The organism is Neisseria viridiae (genome assembly GCF_962747995.1).
Classification (GTDB): domain Bacteria; phylum Pseudomonadota; class Gammaproteobacteria; order Burkholderiales; family Neisseriaceae; genus Neisseria; species Neisseria viridiae.
In genome coordinates this window covers 139,326-164,183 of record NZ_CAUJAJ010000004.1, presented here as the reverse complement: position 1 = coordinate 164,183, position 24,858 = coordinate 139,326, and the positions used below count along the sequence as shown (strand labels likewise).

General features: G+C 51.5%; 17 protein-coding genes. 14 read left to right on the top strand and 3 right to left on the bottom strand.

Annotated elements, in window-relative coordinates; all coding sequences use genetic code 11:
- Nucleotides 1-151 precede the first annotated feature (151 nt).
- Both Q9J79_RS04410 and Q9J79_RS04405 read left to right on the top strand, forming a co-directional pair.
- Nucleotides 152-502, top strand: coding sequence for a hypothetical protein (locus tag Q9J79_RS04410; protein WP_301911817.1), 351 nt, complete (start codon nt 152-154; stop codon nt 500-502).
- A gap of 173 nt (nt 503-675) precedes the next feature.
- Nucleotides 676-10,602 carry a Hia/Hsf adhesin N-terminal domain-containing protein gene (locus Q9J79_RS04405; RefSeq protein WP_304685247.1) on the top strand — a complete coding sequence of 3,309 codons (9,927 nt, stop codon included), beginning with the start codon at nt 676-678 and terminating at the stop codon, nt 10,600-10,602.
- A gap of 269 nt (nt 10,603-10,871) precedes the next feature.
- Here Q9J79_RS04405 and recA read toward each other — a convergent pair whose 3' ends face one another.
- Both recA and Q9J79_RS04395 read right to left on the bottom strand, forming a co-directional pair.
- Nucleotides 10,872-11,918 carry a recombinase RecA gene (gene recA / locus Q9J79_RS04400; RefSeq protein ID WP_002213013.1) on the bottom strand — a complete coding sequence of 349 codons (1,047 nt, stop codon included), beginning with the start codon at nt 11,916-11,918 and terminating at the stop codon, nt 10,872-10,874.
- A 165-nt stretch (nt 11,919-12,083) separates the two neighbouring features.
- On the bottom strand, nt 12,084-13,994 hold the full coding sequence (locus tag Q9J79_RS04395; protein WP_301911821.1) for an alpha-amylase family protein: 1,911 nt from the start codon (nt 13,992-13,994) through the stop codon (nt 12,084-12,086).
- 262 nt (nt 13,995-14,256) lie between these two features.
- Here Q9J79_RS04395 and aroD point away from each other — a divergent pair, with 262 nt between their 5' ends.
- Complete coding sequence (gene aroD, locus Q9J79_RS04390) at nt 14,257-15,021, top strand: type I 3-dehydroquinate dehydratase (RefSeq protein ID WP_301911822.1); 765 nt, start codon at nt 14,257-14,259, stop codon at nt 15,019-15,021.
- 19 nt (nt 15,022-15,040) lie between these two features.
- Nucleotides 15,041-17,056, top strand: coding sequence for a DNA helicase Rep (gene rep, locus Q9J79_RS04385; RefSeq protein WP_301911823.1), 2,016 nt, complete (start codon nt 15,041-15,043; stop codon nt 17,054-17,056).
- A gap of 68 nt (nt 17,057-17,124) precedes the next feature.
- Here the strand turns inward: rep and dinB are convergent, their stop codons facing one another.
- Nucleotides 17,125-18,183, bottom strand: a complete 1,059-nt coding sequence (dinB, locus tag Q9J79_RS04380) for a DNA polymerase IV (protein ID WP_301911824.1) — start codon at nt 18,181-18,183, stop codon at nt 17,125-17,127.
- A gap of 312 nt (nt 18,184-18,495) precedes the next feature.
- Here dinB and Q9J79_RS04375 point away from each other — a divergent pair, with 312 nt between their 5' ends.
- The 10 genes from Q9J79_RS04375 (at nt 18,496) to Q9J79_RS04330 (ending at nt 24,846) form a co-directional block, all read left to right on the top strand.
- Nucleotides 18,496-18,912 carry a hypothetical protein gene (locus Q9J79_RS04375; RefSeq protein ID WP_301911825.1) on the top strand — a complete coding sequence of 139 codons (417 nt, stop codon included), beginning with the start codon at nt 18,496-18,498 and terminating at the stop codon, nt 18,910-18,912.
- A gap of 172 nt (nt 18,913-19,084) precedes the next feature.
- Entirely contained in the window at nt 19,085-19,864 is a 780-nt protein-coding gene (locus tag Q9J79_RS04370) for a ferredoxin--NADP reductase (protein ID WP_301911826.1), read from the top strand.
- Nucleotides 19,865-20,084: 220 nt separating this feature from the next.
- On the top strand, nt 20,085-21,371 hold the full coding sequence (locus Q9J79_RS04365) for a tyrosine-type recombinase/integrase (protein WP_301911827.1): 1,287 nt from the start codon (nt 20,085-20,087) through the stop codon (nt 21,369-21,371).
- 127 nt (nt 21,372-21,498) lie between these two features.
- Nucleotides 21,499-21,702 (top strand): hypothetical protein, encoded by a 204-nt coding sequence (locus tag Q9J79_RS04360; protein WP_021438033.1) that lies wholly within the window; start codon nt 21,499-21,501, stop codon nt 21,700-21,702.
- A 37-nt stretch (nt 21,703-21,739) separates the two neighbouring features.
- A complete protein-coding gene (locus tag Q9J79_RS04355; protein WP_101133144.1) occupies nt 21,740-22,021 on the top strand; it encodes a hypothetical protein in 282 nt (93 codons plus the stop codon).
- 11 nt (nt 22,022-22,032) lie between these two features.
- Complete coding sequence (locus tag Q9J79_RS04350) at nt 22,033-22,245, top strand: helix-turn-helix domain-containing protein (protein ID WP_002243493.1); 213 nt, start codon at nt 22,033-22,035, stop codon at nt 22,243-22,245.
- A 183-nt stretch (nt 22,246-22,428) separates the two neighbouring features.
- A complete protein-coding gene (locus tag Q9J79_RS04345; RefSeq protein WP_301911999.1) occupies nt 22,429-23,037 on the top strand; it encodes a phage baseplate assembly protein V in 609 nt (202 codons plus the stop codon).
- The gene (locus Q9J79_RS04340) at nt 23,034-23,360 is read left to right on the top strand and encodes a GPW/gp25 family protein (RefSeq protein ID WP_107863601.1); all 327 of its coding nucleotides are present in this window, start codon (nt 23,034-23,036) and stop codon (nt 23,358-23,360) included. The genes Q9J79_RS04345 and Q9J79_RS04340 overlap by 4 nt, the downstream gene beginning before the upstream one ends.
- Nucleotides 23,361-23,380: 20 nt before the next feature.
- Nucleotides 23,381-24,268, top strand: a complete 888-nt coding sequence (locus Q9J79_RS04335; protein WP_301911830.1) for a baseplate assembly protein — start codon at nt 23,381-23,383, stop codon at nt 24,266-24,268.
- Nucleotides 24,268-24,846 carry a phage tail protein I gene (locus Q9J79_RS04330; RefSeq protein WP_304704075.1) on the top strand — a complete coding sequence of 193 codons (579 nt, stop codon included), beginning with the start codon at nt 24,268-24,270 and terminating at the stop codon, nt 24,844-24,846. The genes Q9J79_RS04335 and Q9J79_RS04330 overlap by 1 nt, the downstream gene beginning before the upstream one ends.
- Nucleotides 24,847-24,858 lie beyond the last annotated feature (12 nt).

The window sequence follows — 24,858 nt, the reverse complement described above, 5'->3', positions numbered from 1 at the left end:
AATGTAAAACCCCCCCCCCCCGCGAAAAAAATGATATATTCCAAGCGGAAAACCCTCAAAGCCCCGTCATACGCACCGCACCGACAAGCACCGCCACACCGTCATTCCCACGCAGGCGGGAATCCAATAACCGAAAAACCACAGGAATTTATTGGAAAAAAAGAACCCATACACCGTCATTCCCGCGCAGGCGGGAATCCAGAAACACAACGCAACAGGAATTTATCGGAAAAACCCCAACCCGAACGGACTAGATTCCCGCCTGCGCGGGAATGACGAGATTTTAGATTATGGGAATTTATCAGGAATGATTGAATCCATAGGAAAAACCACAGGAATCCATCGGAAAAAACAGAAACCCCCAACGCGTCATTCCCGCAAAAGCGGGAATCCAGTAACCGAAAAACCACAGGATTTTATCGGAAAAAAACAGAAACCCCCACCGCGTCATTCCCGCGAACGCGGGAACCCAGACCCGTCGGCACGGAAACTTACCGGATAAAACAGTTTCCTTAGATTCCACGTCCTAGATTCCCGTGCAGGCGGGAATGACGGGATTTTAAGTTGGGGGAATTTATCAGAAACCCCAACCCCCAAAAAACACCGGGCAGATGCCGCACCATCCGCCCCCAAACCCTGATTTAACCATTCAAACAAACCGAAAGAGAAAACAAAATGAACAAAATATACCGCATCATTTGGAATTCGGCCCTCAATGCCTGGGTAGTCGTATCCGAACTCACACGCAACCACACCAAACGCGCCTCCGCGACGGCGGCGGTTGCCGTATTGGCGACCCTCTTGTCCGCAACGGCACAGGCGAGCACCAACGCTTCGGGGGGGGACGTACCGGATACCGAATTTGACCCTAACAACCCAAGTTTTACAGATAAGTATGAGACAGAGGATGAAAATCAGAACCCTAATTACAAGTTTGGCTTGCTTGTCGTTGATAAAGATGGAAAGCTAAAAGATACGGAGTTTGCAACTGCTAATGATGACGAACAGGGAAAGCGTGCTATTTCAGTAGAAGCTGCTGAGTCTTCAGAAGCTCGCCCAAAACTGAAAAGCAGCTACCTCTACCTCCGCGAAAACGGCGGGATTGGAATCGACCAAGAAGGGCGTTCCGCCAAGTTCAAAGTAAAAGCAGGCGACGGCTTGAAGATTGACACCACCACCGACAAACTCGTTGCCGATACCGTTACCCTTACCGTTAACAACGGCAAAGTAACCGCCCCTACATCAGAAAATGACAAGAAAAAACTCGTCAACGCCGACGGTTTAACGACCGCGTTAAACAAATTAGGCTGGCAGCTTAAAACCACCAACGGTACTGCCGCAGCCGGCAACGGCACGACCTCGACCGTCAAAAGCGGCGACGAAGTAGAATTTAAAGGCGAAGGCGTTGAAGTAACCACCACAAGCCAGGGAACAAAACACACCGTTACCATCAAAGCCGCCCAAACCCAAGGCGCAAACACAGGCGGCTCTTGGAAAATCACCGCCGGTAAAGAAGACGGTGGCGAACTTGACCCTGCAAACACTGCACCTACCGAACAAGAAGTCAATACAGGCGACAAAGTTACCCTCAAAGCAGGCGACAACCTGAAAATCAAACAAAGCGGCAAAGACTTCACCTACTCCCTGAAAAAAGAGCTGAAAGACCTGACCAGCGTAGAGTTTAAAGACGCAAACGGCGGAACAGGCAGCGCAAGCACCAAAATTGACAAAGACGGCTTAACCATCACGCCGGCGAATGGTGCTGCGGCAGGCACAACTACGCCTGACGCAAACACAATCAGCGTAACCACGTCAGGTATTAGTGCAGGTAACAAAGAAATTACCAATGTTAAGAGTGGTTTGACTAAATACAATGGCAATAATAATGACGCTAAGAAAGACTTGGTTGATTTAAGCAGCCTGACAAACACCGCAACTGGCGGTACAACAACAAATAATGGTTTAGCCAACAAAGCCGCAACCGTAGGTGACTTGGCAGGCTTAGGCTGGGTGCTTTCATCTAAGAAAACTACAGATGAAACACAAGATAAAGAGTTCCACGCTGCCGTTAAAAACGCAACGGAAGTTGAATTTGTCGGCAAAAACGGCGCAACCGTGTCCGCAAAAACCACAAACGGCAAACACACCGTAACCGTTGATGTGGCAACAGTAGAAGCCGGCAACGGTCTTGAGAAAGATACTACTACTACCAGTAACACGATTAAGCTCAAAGTCAAATCCAAAGCGGGAGAAGAAAACTTATTAACCGTAGGTGATGACGGCGTGTCCGTTACCAAAGGCGAGTTTAATACAGTAGAGACAACAACGACTACAGGTCAAGGTGGAAATGCTAACGACCGTGGCAAAGTAACCGTTAAGGCTTCTGCAAATGTCGGTCAAGCAACTGCGGATGATAAGAAAAAAGTGGCGACTGTCGGCGACGTTGCGGAGGCTATCAACAGTGCGGCAACCTTTGTGAAAGTGGAAAGCACAGATGAAGATATTGAAAATGGTGCTACAACCCAAGATGCAACTAAAGACCAAGCCCTTAAAGCAGGCGACACCTTAACCTTAAAAGCGGGTAAAAACTTAAAGGTTAAACGTGATGGTAAAGATGTAACATTTGCTTTAGCGAAAGACCTTGATGTTAAAACTGCGAAAGTGAGTGATACCTTAACGATTGGCGGTAATAAAGTTGCAGGTGGTACTGCAACGCCAAAAGTAAATATCACTAGCACGGCAAACGGCTTGAACTTTGCGAAAGACGCTACGGGTACTAATGGCGATACTACGGTTTACTTGAATGGTATTGGTTCAACTTTACACGATACGCTTGCGGGTTCTCCTGCTACTCACGTTGATGCGGGCAACCAAAGTACACATTACACTCGTGCAGCAAGTATTAAAGATGTATTGAATGCGGGTTGGAATATTAAGGGTGTTAAACCCGGTTCAACAACTGGTCAATCAGAAAGTGTCGATTTTGTTCATACTTACGACACAGTTGAGTTCTTGAGTGAAAATAAAGATACAACAACCGTAACTGTGGATAGTGAAAATAGTGGAAAAACCACTAAAGTTAAAATCGGTGCGAAAACTTCCGTTATCGCTGCAAAAGACGGTAAGTTGCTTACCGGTAAGGACAATCAAACAAACGGCGGTACAAATACCACCCCTGCTACTGATGATAATGACACCGGCACCGGCTTGGTTACTGCAAAAGCCGTAATTGATGCCGTGAACAAGAGCGGTTGGAGGGTAAGCGGCGAGGGTACGACTGCCGAAACCGGTGCAACCGCCGTGAATGCGGGCACTGCTGAAACCGTTACATCCGGCACGAGCGTGAACTTCAAAAACGGCAATGCGACCACAGCAACCGTAAGCAAAGTAACCGAAAATGGCGAGACTAAAATCAACGTCAAATACGATGTAACCACCGGCGACGGCTTGAAAGTTGAGGGCGGAAAAGTTGTTGCAAGTGTTGGCGACGGTTTGAAGCTGGATAACCAAAAAATCGTTGCAGACACGACCAAGCTTACCGTAACAGACGGTAAAGTTACCGCCCCTAATGGCACTAACGGCGATACGAAGAAACTTGTTGATGCAGGCAGTTTGGCTGATGCGTTAAACAAATTAAGCTGGAAAGCGAAAGCTGACAAGGATACCGATGGCGAAGTTGACCCAACAACAGCAACCGAACAAGAAGTCAAAGCAGGCGAAACTGTAACCTTCAAAGCAGGCAAAAACTTGAAAGTGAAACAGTCTGGAAAAGACTTTACTTATTCGCTGAAAGACGAACTTACGGGTTTGACAAGCGTTACTTTGGGTAATACAGCAAATGGCGGAACTGGCGCGAACGGTGCAAGCACTAAAATTGACAAAGACGGCTTAACCATCACGCTGGCGAATGGTGCGGGTGCGACTGATGCAAACAAAATCAGCGTAACTAAAGACGGCATTAGTGCAGGTAATAAAGCCATTACCAACGTTGCAAGCGGTTTGAAAACCTACGGGGATACCCAAAACGGACAACCCGCAGCCAACACCAATACGGCTAAAAATGGCTTGATTAATTTAGATACTGCTACAACACCTGCAAATGGCGGGGGCACAGGCACGTCCGTAGCCGACACCACAGCCGCAACCGTAGGCGATTTGCGTAAACTCGGCTGGGTGCTTTCGGCTGATAAAACCACAAACGGCACAGGCACAACCGATACGGCATTCCACGCCGCCGTTAAAAACGCCGAAGAAGTCGAGTTCAAAGGCACGGGCAAAGCCACCGTGTCCGCAAAAACCGAAAACGGCAAACATACCGTAACGATTGATGTTGCAGAAACCAAAATCGAGGCTTCAGACGGCATCGAGAAAACCACTGACGGCAAGATTAAGCTGAAAGTGGACAACACAGATGGAAACAATGTTTTAACTGTTGATGCAACGAAAGGTGCGTCTGTTGCCAAAGGCAAGCTTGAAGTTGTAAGCACCACAGCCAATGGCGACAAGAAAGGTCAGGTAAAAGCGAAAAGTGCAAATGGAACTGATGCTACCGATAAGGACGTGGCAACAGTGAAGGATGTTGCCGACGCTATTAACAAAGCAGAAACTTTCGTAAAAGTAGAAAACACTACTGACGACATTGAAGATGCAGCAGCCAATGGGGCAGATAATGCCGAAGAAGCCCTTAAAGCAGGCGATACGTTAACCTTTAAAGCAGGCAAAAACTTAAAAGCCAAGTTGGATAAGACCGGCAAATCCGTTACCTTTGCTTTGGCAAAAAGCATTGAGACAGATAGCGCGACTTTGAGCAAAACATTATCGATTGGCGAGAACGGCAATAAAGTCAATATCACAAGCGACACCAAAGGCTTGAATTTCGCGAAAGAAACGGCGGGGACAAACGGCGACACTACGGTTCATCTGAACGGTATCGGTTCTACTTTGCACGATACGTTGTCTAATACTGGAGTGACAACTAATTTAAACGGTAATGTTACTGACGACGAGAAAAAACGTGCGGCAAGTGTTAGAGATGTCTTAAATGTAGGTTGGAATATCAAGGGTGTTAAATCTAACTCAGCAACTAAACAGTCAGAAAATGTTGATTTTGTCCGTACTTACGACACAGTTGAGTTTTTGAGCGGAAGTGAGGAAACCACAACGGTTACAGTAGATAGTGAAGATAATGGAAAAACCACTAAAGTTAAAATCGGTGCGAAGACTTCCGTTATCAAAGAGCATAATGGTAAGTTGCTCACAGGTAAGCAGTTAAAAGAAGCAAATACTGGTACAGCAACTAACACAGCAGAAGATGCAGACGAAGGCAAAGGCTTAGTAACTGCGGAAACTGTGATTGACGCAGTAAACAAGGCGGGTTGGAGAATTAAAACAACCGCTAATGGTCAGGCTGGTCAAGCCGGAGATAATTTTGAAACCGTTGCATCAGGCACAAATGTAACCTTTGATGATGGCAATGGTACAACTGCGACTGTAACTAAAGATGCTAACGGCAATGGTATTACTGTTAAGTACGATGTAAAAGCTGCTGATGGCTTAAAAGTGGATGCGACTAAAGGAATCGTTGCAGATACGACCACGCTTACTGTGAATGGAGCGGCTGCAAATGGTGCTGTTGATAACACAACTCCGAAAGGTAAAGTCAAAGAGATTACTTCTGAAGACGACAAGAAAAAACTTGTTAAAGCAGGCGATTTGGTAACAGCCTTAAACAGCTTAAGCTGGACGGCGACTGCTGATACAGAAGACGGTGGCGAAAAAGAGGGTAACGCAACCGAACAAGAAGTCAAAGCTGGCGACAAAGTAACCTTTAAAGCGGGCGACAACCTGAAAATCAAACAAAGCGGCAAAGACTTCACCTACTCGCTGAAAAAAGAGCTGAAAGACCTGACCAGCATTGAGCTTAAAGGTGCAGCGAATGGCGGTAACAACGGTGCAAGCACCAAGATTGACCAAAACGGCTTAACCATCACTCCGGTAGCTAATGGTGCTGCGGCAGGCACAGGTGCGTCTAACGGAAACACCATCAGCGTAACCAAAGATGGCATTAGCGTCGGCGGTAAAACCGTTAAGAATGTTACAAGCGGTTTGAATGCTTATGGCGATACGAATAATCCGAATTTCAATACTACCGCTAATTCTGCAACCGATTTGGAGAGACAGCTTGATGCTACTGGTGCTTATACCGGTTTATTGAATCTAAATGAAAAAGATGAGCATAAACAGCCGTTGGTGGCTGACAGCACCGCCGCAACCGTAGGCGATTTGCGTAAATTGGGTTGGGTATTGTCTAGCAAAAACGGCACAACAAATGAGAAAAGCCAACAAGTCAAACAGGCGGATGAAGTGTTGTTTGAAGGCAAAGGCGGTGCGAAAGTTACTTCTACTTCTGCAAACGGCAAACACACCATTACCATTGATGTGGCAGAAACCAAAGATGGCGATGGTCTTGAGAAAGATACCGACGGCAAGATTAAAGTGAAAGCTAAAGATGATGCTGACAACTTATTGACTGTAGATGCTAATGGTGCGTCTGTTACCAAAGGTAGCTTTGAAACTGTTAAAACTGATGCGCCTAACGCTGGTACAACTGCTGACACAAATCGCGGTAAAGTGGTTGTTAAGGCTTCAGATGCTGCTGCAAATGGCGGGCAACCAAGCGACGCTGACAAGAATAAAGTGGCGACTGTCGGCGACGTTGCGGAGGCTATCAACAGTGCGGCAACCTTTGTGAAAGTGGAAAGCACAGAAGATGAAATTGAGGACAATCAACAAGCTGATAATGCAGACCAAGCTCTCAAAGCAGGCGACACGTTAACCTTTAAAGCAGGCAAAAACTTAAAAGCCAAGCTGGATAAGGATGACAAATCCGTTACCTTTGCTTTGGCAAAAAGCATTGAGACAGAAAGCGCAACTTTAAGTGAGAAGTTATCGATTGGTAAAGGCACGAATAAAGTTGATATTACCAGTGATGCAAACGGTTTGAACTTGGTGAAAGCAGGTAACGGAAATGTTCATTTAAACGGCTTAGATTCAACCTTGACAAATACGCTTGATGGTGCTGCCACAAGTAGTGTTACGCGTGGCGACCATACAGCCCATTATGGACGAGCGGCAACAGTTAAAGATGTTTTAAATAGCGGTTGGAACATTAAGGGCGTTAAAACCGATTCGACAACTGGAAAATCGGAAAATGTTGATTTCGTCCGCACTTATGACACCGTAGAATTTTTGAGTGCAGATACAAATACAACAACTGTTACCGTAGATAGCAAAGACGGCGGAGCTAGAACCGAAATTAAAATCGGTGCGAAGACTTCCGTTATCAAAGAAAAAGACGGTAAGTTGCTTACTGGTAAACAGTTGAAAGATGCAAATACTGGCGCGCCAGCAAATGCAACTGAAGATATGGACGAGGGTAAAGGCTTAGTGACTGCGGAGACTGTTATCAATGCAGTGAACAAAGCTGGTTGGAGAATTAAAACAACCGCTGCCAATGGTCAGGCTGGTCAAGCCGGAGATAATTTTGAAACCGTTACATCAGGCACAAATGTAACCTTTGCTGATGGTAATGTAACAAAAGCGACCGTAAGTAAAAATGCACAAAGTGGAGCTATTACTGTTAAGTACGATGTAAATGTTGGCGACGGCTGGAAGATTGATGACACTAGCAAAAAAATCGTTGCAGATACGACCGCACTTACTGTGAATAGTGGTAATGAAGCTGACAAACCGAAAGGTAAAGTGGCTGATGTTGCTGATGATAGCAAAAATAAACTGGTTAAAGCAGGCGATTTGGTAACTGCCTTAAACAGCTTAAGCTGGACTGCAACTGCTGGTAAAGATGGCACTGGCGAGGTTGAGCCTACAACTTTAACAGAGCAAGAAGTTAAAGCGGGCGACAAGGTAACCTTTAAAGCAGGCGATAACTTGAAAGTGAAACAGTCTGGAAAAGACTTTACTTACTCACTGAAAAAAGACCTGAAAGACCTGACCAGCGTGGAGTTTAAAGACGCAAACGGCAGTACGAACAGTGCAAGCACGAAGATTACCAAAGACGGCTTGACCTTTACGCCGGCAACCGGCGCGAATGGCGGTAATGCGACTGATGCCGATAAAGTTAAAATCGGTTCAGACGGCATCAGCGCGGGTAATAAAGCGGTTAAAAACGTTGTGAGCGGACTGAAGAAATTTGATCCTGAGAATCCGATTGTCGGTAAAGATTTAGATAACATCACTAAAAATGCCGACAATGCCTATAAAGGCTTGACCAATTTGGATGAAAAAGACGCGAATAATAATCCGACTGTTGCCGACAATACCGCCGCAACCGTGGGCGATTTGCGCGGCTTGGGCTGGGTCATTTCTGCGGACAAAACCACAGGCGGCTCAAAGGAATATCACGCTCAGGTGCGGAATGCGAACGAAGTGAAATTCAAGAGCGGCAACGGTATCAATGTGTCCGGTAAAACATTGGATAACGGTACGCGTGAAATTACCTTTGAATTGGCTAAAGGCGAAGTGGTTAAATCGAATGAATTTACCGTCAAAGAAACCAATGGCAAGGAAACGAGCCTGGTTAAAGTTGATGATAAGTATTACAGCAAAGAGGATATTGACCCGACAACCGGTAAACCGATGACAGGTAAAACTGAAAAATATAAGGTTGAAAACGGCAAAGTCGTTTCTGCTGACGGAAACAAAACCGAAGTTACCCTAACCAACAAAGGTTCTGGTTATGTAACAGGTAACCAAGTGGCAGATGCGATTGCGAAATCAGGCTTTGAGCTTGGTTTGGCAAATGAAGCTGATGCGAAAGCAGCGTTTGATGATAAGACAAAAGCCTTGTCTGATACTAAAGCGGAAACTGTAAATGCCAACGATAAAGTCCGTTTTGCCGATGGCAAACATACCAAAGTGAGCGCGGCAACGGTGGAAAGCATCGATGCAAACGGCGAAAAAGTAACCACAACCTTTGTGAAAACCGATGTGGAATTGCCTTTAACGCAAATCTACAATACCGATGCAAACGGTAAGAAAATCACTAAAGTTGTCGCAAAGGGTCAAACTAAATGGTATGAACTGAAAGATGACGGTTCGACTGATATGGACAAAGAAGTTACCCTCGGTAACGTGGATTCAGACGGCAAGAAAGTTGTGAAAGACAACGATAAATGGTATCACGCCAAAGCTGACGGTACTGCGGATATATCAACACAAGCGGTTGATGATTCAAAAGTTTCCACCGATGAAAAACACGTTGTCAGCCTTGATCCGAACAATCAATCGAACGGTAAGGGCGTGGTCATTGACAATGTGGCTAATGGCGATATTTCTCCAAATAGCAAACAGGCGGTAAACGGCAGCCAGATTTTCGCATTGACCGGCAACAAAACACCGAATATCACGAGTATCACGGTAGATAAGGATGGTAAAACGGTAAACGTCGGCACAGCCGGAAACGCGAACGATACCAACAAAACGTATCACAACGTCGTGGTGGGCGAAGACGGTAAAACCCCGTTATTGACCACTTATAATGTGGAAGGCAGAAAAGAAGTTATCACCAATTCGGTGGTTGAAGCCATCTACAATATGAATGAACAGGGGATTAAGTTCTTCCACTCCAACGACGGCAAAGCGACTAGCAGAATCGAACGAAGCAATGAAATCGATTCCAGCGCAAGCGGCAAATTTGCAACGGCAATCGGCGCGAAAGCCGATGCGGCAGGCGAAAATGCCATTGCTTTCGGCTACGGCTCAAAAGCCTTGCGCGATAACACGGTGGCGATTGGTACGGGCAACGTTGTGAATGCGGAAAAATCCGGCGCATTCGGCGATCCGAACTACATCGAAGATAAAGCCGGCGGCAGCTACGCTTTCGGTAACGATAACCGTATTACTTCTAAAAACACTTTTGTGTTGGGTAATAGTGTTAATGCGAAACGCGATGCAAATGGCAATGTGCTGACTGAAGAAAAAGAAATTATTGGAAAGGACGGCAATAAGACAACGGAAAAAGTACCGCAAGCCTTAGGTAAAACCGTAGAAAATTCCGTTTATCTCGGTAATGCTTCAACCGCGACAGAAAAACCGGGCAGCAACCTGAAATCCGACGGCACGGCGGGTAATACCACAACCGCCGGCGCGACAGGTACGGTAAACGGCTTTGCCGGCGCAACGGCGCACGGTGCGGTTTCTGTCGGCGCGAGCGGCGAAGAAAGACGTATCCAAAACGTCGCGGCAGGCGAAATCTCTGCCACTTCCACCGATGCGATTAACGGCAGCCAGCTGTATGCGGCAACCAAAGGCATCGCCGATCAGGCCGTCGGTATGGTCAGGGCGTTGAAACGCGAATTGGAAGGCGTTGCCGCCGGTGCGAATGCCGCAGCCGCCTTGCCGCAATCGTACCTGCCCGGAAAATCGATGATTTCCGCCGCGACGGGCGCATACGGTTCGACAGGCGCACTCGCCGTCGGCTACTCCAGCATCAGCGACAACGGCAAATGGGTGGTCAAAGGCCAGCTCAACGTCAATACCCGAAGCAAAGCCGGCGGCGGTGTCGGCGTGGGCTATATCTGGTAACAACCCCGAAGCGTTGAAAAATGCCGTCTGAAAGACTTCAGACGGCATTTTTATTGCCCCGCCCGATGGTTTGCAACGGGAAAACCGTATCGCATAACGGGCGGATGTGTATTTCAGAGGGCGCGGGACAAGTGTGTAGGGTAAGGCGTAGCAACTGTATTTTTCACCCCATTGGGCAAAAATACCAAAACTCAAATCAAGCCGTTCGGAGGCGGCTCAAAAAAAACGGTACTTCGCAGCAGAAGTACCGTTTATCGGGATTTCAGGTTTTATTCTTCGGGGCGTTCGCCGTCGGTTTCGTCCTGCGTCCCTTCGGTGATGTGCATTTCTACGCCGTTGAGGGCGCGGATTTTTGCGTCGATTTCATTGGCGACTTCGGGGTTTTCCTTCAACCAGACGCGGACGTTGTCTTTGCCCTGACCGATTTTCGCACCGTTGTAGCTGTACCACGCGCCGGATTTGTTGATGATGTCGTTTTTCACGCCGATGTCGATCAATTCGCCTTCCCAACTGATGCCTTCTCCGTAGAGGATGTCAAACTCTGCCTGACGGAACGGGGGGGCGACTTTGTTTTTGATGACTTTGACGCGGGTTTCGTTGCCCAATACTTCTTCGCCTTTTTTGATGGATCCGGTACGGCGGATGTCGAGGCGGACGGAGGAGTAGAATTTGAGGGCGTTGCCGCCGGTGGTGGTTTCGGGGCTGCCGAACATTACGCCGATCTTCATCCGGATTTGGTTGATGAATACAACCAGCGTGTTGGTTTTTTTGATGTGCCCGGTCAGTTTGCGCAAAGCCTGGCTCATCAGGCGCGCCTGCAGTCCGACGTGGCTGTCCCCCATATCGCCTTCGATTTCGGCTTTGGGGACGAGTGCGGCTACGGAATCGACGACTACCATATCTATGCCGCCCGAACGGACGAGTGTGTCGCAGATTTCCAATGCCTGTTCGCCGGTATCAGGCTGGGACAGGTAAAGCTCTTCGACTTTTACGCCGAGTTTGCGGGCGTAAACGGGATCGAAGGCGTGTTCGGCATCGACAAAGGCGCACACGCCGCCGTTTTTCTGGCATTGGGCGACGGCTTCGAGGCAGAGTGTGGTTTTGCCGGAGGATTCGGGTCCGAAGATTTCGACGATGCGCCCGCGCGGCAGGCCGCCGACTCCGAGGGCGAGGTCTAATCCGAGCGATCCGGTGGAAATGACTTCGAGGTTTTCTTCCTGCTGGCTGCCGTCCATTTTCATGATGGCGCCTTTGCCGAAACTTTTTTCGATTTGCGCCAAGGCGGCGGCAAGGGCTTTGCTTTTGTCGTCTGACATTGGGGTTACTCCGGAACAAATGCGGTATGTAATGTGCGGCACAGTCGGGCTGCGGCGCGGAATGTGATGGGCGGCTATTATCGCATGTTTCCCTTTTGGGGACTACCGTCCGCTTCGGCACAAATGCCGTCTGAAACGGTTCAGACGGCATTCGGGAAGCGTGCGTCAGGCGATTTCGAGCCACATGACCTGATAGGGCTGAAGCGTCAAATCCTGATTCAGGCTGACAGTTTTGCCGCCGATGAGGTCGTGCGCCTTGAAGGGCATGGCTTGCAGGGTATGCGCGGTAACGGTTTGCGGATATTCGCTGAAGTTGCCGAATGCCAAAAGCGCGTTGTTGCGGATGTAGCCGATGATGTGCTTGTTGTTGGTGTTGAAGGTAACCAGCCTGCCGCCGTCGAAGCGCGGATTGTTTTGGCGGACGGCAATCATATGGCGCAAGCCCTGATAGATTTGCCCGGCTGCGGTCGACGGATCGTTGCGTTGCGCGTACAGGGCTTCGTTGTAGCGCGGACGGTGCGCCCAACGGCTGTCGTCGCTTTTGTTGCTGTCTTGCGCCCAGCCGTCGTCGTTGGGCGTGCCGACTTCGTCGCCGAGGTAAATCAGGGGCAGACCGCCGGTACTCAATGCGATGCTGTACAAAAGTTTGATGCGGCTGACGGCGTGGGGGTCATTTTGAGCCAAGCCTGCCAATGCGGCGGACGTACCGCTGACGCGGCAGTCGCCCGTGTTGGGATTGTATTGGAAGGGTACGCCGCGCGCGAAGCTGCCGTCGAAGCGGTTGACGAAGAAGCGGTTGAGAAATTGGCGGTGGTCGTAGCCGCTTATGCCCAGATATGCCGCATCTTCGTCGGCAAACGTCCAGCCGATGTCGTCGTGGCTGCGGACGTAGTTGACCCATGCAGTGTGGTCGGGCAGGTTGTGGCGGTAGGTCAGTGCTTGATGGAGCAGGTTGACTTCGCGCGTGGCAAGGGTGTTCCACAACAATGCCATTTGCAGGGGGTTGTAACCGATTTGGCATTCGTCCTGCCCGATGTATTGGACGACTTGGTCGGGGTGGACGATGGCTTCGGATTTGAAGAACACGGCGGGCGCGGCGATACGCATAACGGCATTGAACGCGCGGATGAGGGCGTGCGCCTGCGGCAGGTTTTCGCAGCTTGTACCCATTTGTTTCCAAATAAAGGCAACGGCATCCATACGCAGGATGTCAACGCCCAAGTTGGCAAGGAACAGCATTTCGCCCGCCATTGCTCGGAATACCCAAGGATTGCTGTAATTCAGATCCCATTGGAAGGAGTTGAAGGTCGTCCACACCCAGCGTCCGTCTTCCAGTTGCGAGAAGCCGCCCGGGTGCTGGTCGGGGAAGATTTCACGCAAGGTGCGGTCGTATTGGTCGGGCATACGGCGGTCGGGGAAAATATAGTAGAAATTGTCGAACAGCGGGTCGCCGTCGGCGCAGCGTTGCGCCCATTCGTGTTCGTTGGAGGTGTGGTTGAAGATGAAATCGACGACGGCGGAAATGCCGGCTTCGTGCAGCGCGGCAATGACTTCGCGCAAGTCGCCTATCGTGCCCAGTGCCGGATTGACATCGCGGTAGCTGCTGACGGCATAGCCGCCGTCGCTTTTGCCTTCGGGACATTTGAACAGCGGCATCAGGTGCAGATAAGTCAAACCAAGCTCTTGAAAATAAGGGATTTTGGCTTTCAAGCCCTTCAAATCGCCTGCGAACAGATCGACATAGCACACGCCGCCGACCTGTTTGTTGGACAAAATCCAATCGGGGTTGTTTTCGCGTTCGATGTCAATGTTTTTCAGGGACGCGCTGCGTTGGGAATAGCTCTGCCACGCCTGCGCCAGCAGCATTTCCAGCATAGGCAGCAGGGCTTCGTTGTTGCCGTACACGCTGTCGAGTTCGTTCATCAGTTTGGGGAAATGGGTATCCATACGGCGCGAAAACTGCCGCCAGTCTTCCGATTTTTCGATACCGGCACGCTGTTCGGGCGTGTAGATGTCCAAGATGCGTGTTTTGAGGTGCTGTAAAATCAAACCGACTTGCTGCGTGGGGGTCAACATAATGCCTGCTCCGATTCTGAAATTTCCGACCGGCGGTCCGCCGCCGTATCCTGCACGCGCCGTGTTAGGGCGTGTTGTGCAATCATACTGTAAGAACTGCGAACTGACTAGAAAAGACGGGGCTTGTGCCAAGTCTGCATTCCGATATGCGGATGCTGCTTGATTCATATCAAGCCGGCTGCACAGAAATGCCGTCTGAAACATTGCCTGTGCCTTTGCTATAATTGCGTCTTTACCGTTCCCTTCAGCCGCAACAACCGCCATGCACACCAGCCTGACCGTCAAAAATACCGTTATCGGAAGCGGGCGCACCAAAATCGCCGTGCCGCTTATCGCCCGAGATGCCGCCGATTTGTCCTCCGTGCTGTCCCGAATCCAAAACCTGCCCTTCGACATCGTCGAGTTCCGCGCCGACTTTTTGGAATGCGCGGGCAGCATCGGCGAAGTATTGCGCCACACGCAGACCGTCCGCGACGCGCTGCCCGACAAACCGCTGCTGTTTACGTTCAGACGGCATGGCGAAGGCGGCTCGTTCCCGTGTTCGGACGATTATTATTTTGAACTGCTCGACGCGCTGATCGAAAGCCGCCTGCCCGACATTATCGATATCGAGCTGTTTTCCGGCGAAACCGCCGTCCGGCGCGCCGTGGCAAATGCTCAAAAAAACGGCATCGCCGCCCTGCTCTGCAATCATGAGTTTCACCACACGCCGCCGCAAGAAGAAATCGTATGCCGTCTGAAACAGATGGAGGACTACGGCGCGGACATCTGCAAAATTGCAGTGATGCCGCAAAGCGCGGAAGATGTGCTGACTTTGCTTTCTGCCACACTCAAAGCGAAAGAGCTTGCCTCCAAACCAATTGTTACGATGTCGATGGGGCAGACGGGTGCGGTCAGCCGGCTTGCCGGACAAACGTTCGGCTCAAGCATCACGTTCGGTTCGGGAACGCAAAACTCCGCGCCGGGGCAAATCGGCGTATCCGCCCTCCGTGCGGCACTCGACTGCCTCGAAAGCGGCGCAGACTGATTTCAGACGGCATCAAAACATGATGAAACTCAATCCCCAACAGCTCGAAGCCGTCCGTTACCTCGGCGGCCCCCTGCTCGTCCTTGCCGGCGCAGGCAGCGGAAAAACCGGTGTGATTACTCAAAAAATCAAGCATTTGATTGTATCATCACGTTACCAATCCCATGAAATTGCAGCTATTACTTTTACTAATAAAGCCGCAAAAGAAATGAGGGAACGTATCAGTTTAATGCTATCAAAAGGTCAAGCTAAACGAATAATAATCTGCACTTTCCATGCTTTAGGCATAAAGATTTTGCGCGAAGAGGCGAACCATATCGGTTACAAAAAAAACTTCTCCATTCTCGATGCAGGAGACTGCGCGGAAATCATCGATGAACTTTTGGGCGGAACGGGCAAAGAAGCTTTATTCAAAGCACAGCAGCAGATTTCCCTGTGGAAAAACGATTTAAAAACGCCTGAAGATGTCGTTCAGACGGCCTCTAATGTGTGGGAACAACAGATCGCGCGCGTGTATTCGAGCTATCAGGAAACCCTGCAAAGCTATCAGGCTGTGGACTTCGACGACTTAATCCGCCTGCCCTCCGTACTGTTGCAGCAAAACAGCGAAGTGCGCAACAAATGGCAGCGGCGGTTGCGTTATCTGCTGGTTGATGAATGCCAAGATACGAATACCTGCCAATTTACGTTGATGAAACTTCTGACCGGTGCGGAAGGCATGTTTACCGCCGTCGGCGACGACGACCAGTCCATCTACGCATGGCGCGGTGCAAACATGGAAAACCTGCGCAAAATGCAGGAAAACTATCCGCAGATGAAAGTCATCAAGCTGGAGCAAAATTACCGCTCCACCGCGCGCATTCTCAAAATCGCCAACAAAGTCATCGAAAACAACCCCAAGCTGTTTACCAAAAAACTTTGGTCGCAATTGGGCGAAGGTGAGCCCGTCAAAGTCGTTGCCTGCCAAAACGAGCAACACGAAGCCGACTGGGTCGTCAGCCAAATCGTCAAACAAAAACTCATCGGCGGCGACAAAACCCAATATGCCGATTTCGCCGTGTTATACCGCGGCAAGCATCAGGCACGGATTTTTGAGGAAGCCTTACGCAGCGCGCGCATCCCCTACCGGCTCTCCGGCGGACAAAGCTTTTTCGACAAAGCCGAAATCAAAGACGTGTTGTCTTATGTGCGGCTGCTTGCCAACCCCAATGACGATCCCGCCTTTCTACGTGCCATTACCACGCCCAAACGCGGCATCGGCGACGTAACGCTGGGCAAACTCAACGCCTACGCGTACGAACACGAATGCAGCCTGTATGAAGCCGCACAAAACGAAGAGGCCCTTGCCACACTGAACAATACCAACCGCCAACACCTGCAAGCCTTTATGGATATGTTCGGCAACTACCGCGCCAAAGCCGAAACCGCCGAGGCAGGCGAACTCATCAACAGCCTGCTCGAAGAAATCGGCTACGAAAACCATTTGATGCAAAACGAGGAAGGCAAAGCCGGCGAAATCAAATGGCGCAACGTCGGCGAGTTGGTATCGTGGTTTGCACGAAAAGAAGAAGGGGACGGCAAAAACATCATCGAACTCGCCCAAACCGTCGCCTTGATGAGACTTTTGGAGAGAAAAGACGAGGAGGAAGCCGATGCCGTCTCTCTGTCCACGCTACACGCCGCCAAAGGTTTGGAGTATCCGTATGTTTTCCTTGTCGGTTGCGAAGAGGGCATCCTGCCGCACAACGACAGCATCGAAGAAGGCAACGTCGAAGAAGAACGCCGCCTGATGTACGTCGGCATTACCCGCGCCAAACGCCAACTTACACTGACCCACTGCGTCAAACGCAAAAAACAAGGGGTTTGGCAATTCCCCGAACCCAGCCGGTTTATAGGAGAAATGCCGCAGGAAGATTTGAAAATATTGGGACGCAAAGGCGGCGAACCGATTGTGAGCAAGGAAGAAGGCAGGCGCAACCTTGCCGACATAATCGGAAGGCTCGACAGCATGAAAAAAGGCGGTCCGGCGGATTAAACCGATGCCGCGATGCCGTCTGAAAGCCGTTCAGACGGCATATTTTTGAACGGCGCGCGGCAAGCGGTTTACGCCCACAAGCCCTGCTGCTGGTTTTTCGGCACAAGATGTCCCACGCCGATACCGATAAGGCGGAACGCGTCTTCCGTCTGCGGCGGGACGCGCGCCGTCAACATTTGCGCCGCCTGAAGCAGGGAGGCGCAGTCGGGCAATACGGAGGAATAAGTCAGCATGCGCGTGATGATGCGGAAATCGTAGGTCTTCAGCTTGAGCGTTACGCTTTGGGCTTCGACGTTTTTGCGCGTGATTTGCCGCCACAGGTCTTCGGCAAGATGGGACAGGTGTCCGGCAGCCTGCTCCAGCGGCAAGTCTTCGGGCAGGGTGATTTCTGTGGAGATTTGGAGGCGTTCGCGTTCGGCTTTGACGGGGCGTTCGTCCGTACCGCGCGCCAAATCATAGAGGCGGTAGCCGTAGCGTCCGAAATGGTTTAAGAGCTCGCCGCGCTCGAAACGGCGCAAGTCGCCCGCCGTCTGCATACCCAGCGACTGCATTTTTTTCAGCGTTACCTTGCCCACTCCGGGGATTTTGCCCAAAGGCAGAGTTTCCAAAAATGCCATGACTTTGTGCGGCGGCAACACAAACTGCCCGTTCGGCTTGCGCCAGTCCGACGCGATTTTCGCCAGAAATTTGTTCGGCGCGATGCCTGCGGATGCGGTCAAACCCGTTTCCGCAAAAATGGCGGCACGGATTTCTTTGGCAACTTCGCTGGCGTAAGGGATGTTTTTGAAATTATGGGTAACGTCAAGATAGGCTTCGTCCAGCGACAGGGGTTCGATTAAATCGGTATAACGCCTGAATACGGCGTGAATCTGCGCGGAAACCTGACGGTACAAATCGAAATGCGGCGGCACATACACCGCTTGCGGACACAGCCTTTTCGCCGTTGCCACCGACATCGCGGAATGCAGCCCAAACTGCCGTGCCTCATACGATGCGGCGCAAATCACCGAACGCGCACCCTCCCACGCCACGACCACCGGCCGCCCTTTCAAATGCGGCTGCTCGCGCAGTTCTACCGATGCGTAGAACGCGTCCATGTCGATGTGGATGATTTTGCGTGAAGACATCGGCTCTGCTGAGGATAAAAGGGATATTCTACTGCCGGCATCGGGCAAATTCCAAATATACTAACAGGTTAAATACAAAAGAGTTGGCTGGATTAATTTTGGAAACTTATAAAAATAATGGTTTTTATCAAGCAGAAAGAAACAGTAATGGAAATTATGATATCGTAAGAAAAAGATTATCTGGAAAAATATTACCAAAATACAAGCAATACATTGATTCAATTAGATAATACTGGTGCTGGATTTAAAATTCAGCAGAGGAGAAAACAAATCAGAGCACAAATTTCAGCCAGACAATGGAGAAGATAAAAGATGAATAAAAATATACTTTATATATTTTCTTTATTAATCACTATTGTTATTTTTTTTATATTTGAAAAGAATGTAATAAGCAAAATAAGTTTTAATTATAATAAAAAAGAATTCTTAATTAGTGATATAACTAATTTTAATTGGGATTATGTAAAACTGTATATAATCAATTCAGATTTCCAAAAAATTGTTTTTTATTATAAAGGTAAGATAGTTTTTGAGGAATTAATAGAACTAGACAGAGAAGGGAATGTTTTACCTCAATATCTATTTGATTCGGATTTGAAAAATGTTGAATATTACGAATGTGATTACAAGAATGGCAAGATGCAACTTTTAAAAAAAGAAAAATTACATTCTTTTGATAGATATTTTTATTATTATAAACCTATAAACTGTAGACCGAAACTTTTGTAAAACTATCCGTCGTCATTACTGCCTAGTCGGTAATGCATTTTTTAGTAGTATTTGAAAAAGTATGATGATAAAAACGGTCAAGCCTAATTTTTTCATAAAATCCAGCAGAGTAAGGAAGAAAAAAACACCCAAATTGGCTATAATCCCGACAAACACACTCAAGGACAACAACATGGCAGCCTCACCCGAAGCAAAATTCACTGAAGAAAAGATTTTGTGGGTCAAACACCACACGCCGAAACTCATCACTTTCGCCATCAGCCGTCCCGAATCCTACCGTTTTAAAGCCGGACAGTTCTCCCGACTCGGTTTCTACGAAGGTGAAGGCTTTATTTGGCGTGCCTACTCCATCGTTTCCGCAGAATATGCAGACACGCTCGAATATTTTGCCGTACTCATCCAAGACGGCCCCATGTCGGCCCGTTTCGCCAAAATGCAACAGGGCGACACCATCCTGCTCGATAAAAATGCCACCGGCTTCCTCCTGCCCGAACGCTTCCCCGACGGCAAGGATTTGGTGATGCTCTGCACCGGCTCCGGCATCGCCCCCTTCCTTTCCATTCTCGAACAACCCGAAATCCGGCAGCGTTTCGATACCGTCAACCTGATACATTCCGTATCTTTTCCCGAAGAATTGATTTTCAACGACCGGCTCGCCGCATTGACCGAACATCCCCTGGTAGGCGAATACGGACACTCGTTCCGTTTCGTCCCTGTTACCACCCGTGCCGCCAACCCCTCGGGCTTAGGTGGAAAACGCATTCCGGAACTCTTAAAAAACAACAGCATCGAACAGGCGCTGCATACCAAGTTCACCCCGGAATCCACACGGTTTATGATTTGCGGCAACCCGGAAATGGTCAAAGACACTTTCCAAACGCTGCTTGACATGGGTTACGCCATGCACCGCAACCGCATTCCCGGTCAAATCATGATGGAAAACGGCTTCTAAAAACGAATACCCCCAACCCCGACCCACACACCCACACAAAACAAAATAAAAAACAGCGATATACAAAAACCCCTTTGCAAAGACAGCCCCCACGCCTATACTGCCACTCACAGCAAGCAACACAAAAAAGCGGGTACAAATCAGGGTACAAAACACAAGCCCGAACACAGAAGCACCCCAACCAAACCCAAAGGCAAAGGAAAAGGAAAAGGCAAACAAAATGGCGGCACACAACAAACTGACCCAAAAACAAATAGAAGCAGCCAAGGCAGACGGCAAACAAAGCAAGCTGGCCGACGGCGGCGGCTTATATCTGCTGCTGCACCCCAACGGCAGCAAATACTGGCGGATGCGCTACCGGCACGGCGGGCGCGAGAAAACCCTAGCCTTGGGCGTATATCCCGCCGTCAGCCTCAAGCAGGCCCGCGAACTTGCCCGCGCCGCCCGGGCGCAGACCGCCGCCGGCATCGACCCCGTGGCCGAACGCCGCCGCACCCGTCCCGGCAGCGGGCGCAGCCTGCCCGAATTGGCGCGCGAATGGCAAAAAAGCCGGATAGGGCAACGCGCCCGCAACACACTGGAAGGCGACCGCTTTTCACTCGCCTACCTGACCGAATACTACAAAAACAACACCGACATCAACGACATCACCACCGCCGGCGTATCAAAATTTATCGAACACCTCAACCGCCGCAACATCCCCGCCCGCGCCAAGCGCACCGTCCAAATCCTCGCCCAAATATGGGACTATGCCGTCCGGCGCGGCATCATTACCGACGAGCGGCGCAACCCCGCCACCACCGCCCGCCCACTGCTGAACACAAGCAAACCCAAACCCCAGCCCCACATCCGCCCCGACGAACTGACAGACTTTTACCGCGCCCTCCAAACCGCCCACGACCTGCACCCGTACGCCCGCCCCCTGCTGCTGCTTGCCGCCCTGACCGCCCCCCGACCAAATACCCTGCTGTCCGCCCGCTGGCAAGACATAGACCTGTCCGCCCGGTTATGGCACATCCCCGCCGCCGCCATGAAAACAAAAAACAACTTTACCCAGCCCCTGTCAGACTGGGCGGTCGAAATCCTCCAAGAGCTGTACACACAAACAGGACACACCCCACACCTTTTCCCCTGCATCCGGCCGCGCCGCAAAAACGACCCGCGCCCGCCGCACGTCGGCATCAAATTCGCCCTCAACGCCATCAAACGCCTGGGCTACGACGGCAAAACCCCCGGCAAATCCAACCACACCATGCACGGCTTCCGCCACCTGCTTGCCAACATCTGTCTGACCGCCGGAAAAGACACACTCACAACAGACCTCGCCCTCGGCCACATCAGCCGCGCCGCCCTCCAACGCGCCGGATTTTCCAGCCTGCACCACTACCTGACCGCCGACAGCTACCGCCTCCAAGAGCGGCGCGAACTCGCCGAATGGTACAGCCGCCACCACCGCGCCGCCTGGGAAGCCGCCGCCCAAACCCCGCAAAACAAAAAAACCGCCTGAAAAAAATTCAGACGGCATCCTGCCCAAAACACTTGCAATAAGACCTAAAAGGTATTAATATACACACATGGCAGACATCCTGCCATCCGACAAGCGGCGGCAACCGCCAAAAACGAAAGGAAATCCAATGAACATAATCGAACAAGAAACGAAACGCGCCGAGTTAAGAAAAATAGATGCCGAAATCGCCAAAATCATTGCCGACGCGCACAAAATCAACGCCGAATCCGTAAAAATAGCCCAAGAGTCCCGCTGGTATCCCATGATGGCGGCCACCGGTCTGGTTACCGCCATCGCCGCCGTGTTGGCACTGATATTCAAATTTGCCTGACCACAAGCCCCGCAAGGGGCTTTATCCCACGAACAAAATGAACAGAGCCGCACTATTCAACCGCTACCCCGAATGGATTATCGGGCAAGACGGCGCAAGCCGTTTCATTACCCATTGCCGCTATCCCCGCCTGATTGCCAAAATCCACAGGAAGACAGACGGCGAATGCCCGGGCGGGCATTACCGCCATTCCGAAAACGGCATTACCCTTTACGATTTTATTTTTTTCGACGGCAAACCGGCAGACGAAGCCCGATTTGCCGCCGTCCTTACCGAAACCTGCCGCCGGGCAGTCAAAAAAATATGCGAAACAAAATAAACCGCAACGACCTGGAACTCGGCTACACGCCTTACAACCTCCGCACCCTACGCAACCGCTGCAAACTGACGCAGGCCGAGTTGGCGCAAATCGTCGGAGTGAAGCACTACATACAGGTAGGCCGCTGGGAAGCCGAACCCGATACCGAAACCCGTCGGGCCGATATGCCGCTGGAAAAATGGCGACAGTTCCTCGATTGGATAGAAAAAACAAACGCCGTCTGAAACCTTCAGACGGCATTTTTACCCCCCAAAAAACCTAAAAACCACAACCAAGCCCCACACCGCTTGCCCCCGACCCGCCGCCGCCCCAAAATAACCTCGCTCTGTTGGAAGCCCGCCGGAAACGGCAAAAGCCGCCCCGTTCCGCCATTACGGGGCGGCTTCCCACATCAAGACGAGGCAGAAATGACCGACCGCCAAATAGACAACCTCATCAAACCCGCCACCATCGCCGACACCGACCCCGCGTCCAACCGCGTCCGCGCACAACACGGCGGCATGACCACCGACTGGCTGCCCTATATCGTCCCCTTTGCCGGCGGCGTGTCAGTATGGCGCATCCCCAGTGTCGGCGAAGCCTGCACCATCTTATCCCCCGCTGGCGAACCCGAGAACGGCGTAGTTTTATGCGGCCAAGCCTCCGACCGATACCCCGCCCCGTCCGCCGACCCCGCCGAAACCGTCGTCCGATTCCCCGACGGCGCGCACATCCGCTACAACCACCAAACCGGCGAGATGGAACTCAAAGCCGCAACAAGCCTGACCATCGACACCCCCCAAACCACCATAACCGGCCACCTGACCGTCAACCAAACCACCACCGCCCAAGGGCTGCTGACCTACCAAAACGGCATGAACGGCCAAGGCGGCAGCGGCGGCGGCACGAACATTGACGGCGACATCAACCACAACGGCACACTGACCAACACAGGGGCGGTTGTCAGCAACGGCATCAGCCTGTCCGAACACACCCACCCCGGCGACTCCGGCGGCACGACAGGAAAACCCCAATGACCGACGCAGAAAACGGACGCGGGCAAGACACCGCCGCCCACATCGCCCAATCCATCCGCAACATCCTGTTCACAAGGATAGGAACGCGGCTCATGCGCGAAGAATACGGCAGCTTTATTCCCGACTTGATCGATATGCCCGCAGGCCCCGCCGCCATCGCCCTCATCCACCAAGCCGCCGTTACCGCCCTCGCAAGATGGGAACCGCGCATAACCGTCCGCCGCATACAGGCAGACACCGCCGCCATCGCCGCCGGCAAAATCAAATTAACCCTAGACGTAACCCTCGCCGACGGCAATGAACGAACCTACCGCATCGAATAATAAAAACAACAGGATAAGCAATGGAAAACAACCGATTAAGCCAACTCCCCGCGCCCGCCGCCATCGAAGAAACCGACTTTGAAAGCATCTTCGCGCGCAAAAAAGCCGCCCTCGTCGCCCTATGCCCCGAAAGCATCCGCGAAACCGTCGCCCAAACCCTCGAATTAGAATCAGAACCCCTAACCATCGACCTGCAACAGCAAGCCTATCAAGAGCTGCTCGTCCGCAACCGCATCAACGAAGCCGTCAAAGCCAACCTCTTGGCATACGCACAAGGCAGCGACCTCGACCACATCGCCGCCCAATACGGACTGATCCGCAAAACCATCCGCACCGCCGACCCCGACGCGAACCCGCCGGTTGCCGCCGAATACGAAACCGACGACGCACTCCGCGCCCGCGTCCAAGCCCATCCCGAAAAATACGCCGCCGCCGGGCCACGCGCCGCCTACGAAGCCCACGCCATCGACGCACACCCCCAAATCACACACGCCCGCGCCATCCGCCGCGAAGCGGGCAGCGTGGAAGTATTCATCAAGACACAGGGCGGCACGCCCGACGAAACCATTTTGACCGCCGCGCGCGAATACCTGTCCGCCGAAACACGCCGCCCCCTTTGCGACAACGTGCAAGTAACCGCCGCCCTGCCGAAAGACGCGGCAGTAGCGTATTCCGCCGAATACCACCCCGCCGCCGATATTCAAGCCGAACGGCAAGCCGCCCGCGAAGCCTTGGACAACCTATGGCGGCAAAACGCCCGCATCGGCGCATCCGTGGCCCTGTCTAAAATCATCGGTGCGTTAGACACCCCCGGCGTGAAAAAAATCACACTGCACAGCCCCGCCGCCGACATCGTTTGCGGCGAAGGCGAATATATCCGCATCACCGAAATCACCGAGCACGAATAATGAACAGCACCATCCCGTCCAACAACAGCCCCCTGCAGCACGCGCTCGCCCGTCTGACCGACGGCGAAACCGCCGCGCTCGATACCGCCGCCATCAACCGGCAGCTCGACCCCGCCCGATGCGACCCCGCCTTCCTGCCCTTCCTCGCTTGGCAGCGCAGCATCGAAACGTCCGAAGGCTGGGATGTGGCGCAGACCGACGAAGCGCGCCGCCGCCTCATTGCCGCGTTTGACGAAATCCACGCCCACAAAGGCACGCCTCACGCCATCCGCCAACTGTTCCGCCTGCTCCAGTTGGGCGAAGTCCAAATCATCGAACGCGCCAACGAGTTCACATGGAACGGCGAGGTCCTGTTCGACGGCAGCCGCACATTCGGCGGCAGGGAGGACGACTGGGCGAAATACAGCATCGTCCTGAGCCGACCCGTCAGTAACAGGCAGGCCGCGCAAATCCGCGCCCTGCTTGAAGACATCGCCCCGCTGCGCTGCGAGCTGCTGAGCCTCGACTACCGCGCCAACCCGCTCCTATGGAACGGCAAAATCAGCTTTGATGGCGAATACAGTTTCGGCGCCGCCTGACGCGCCGCCCCC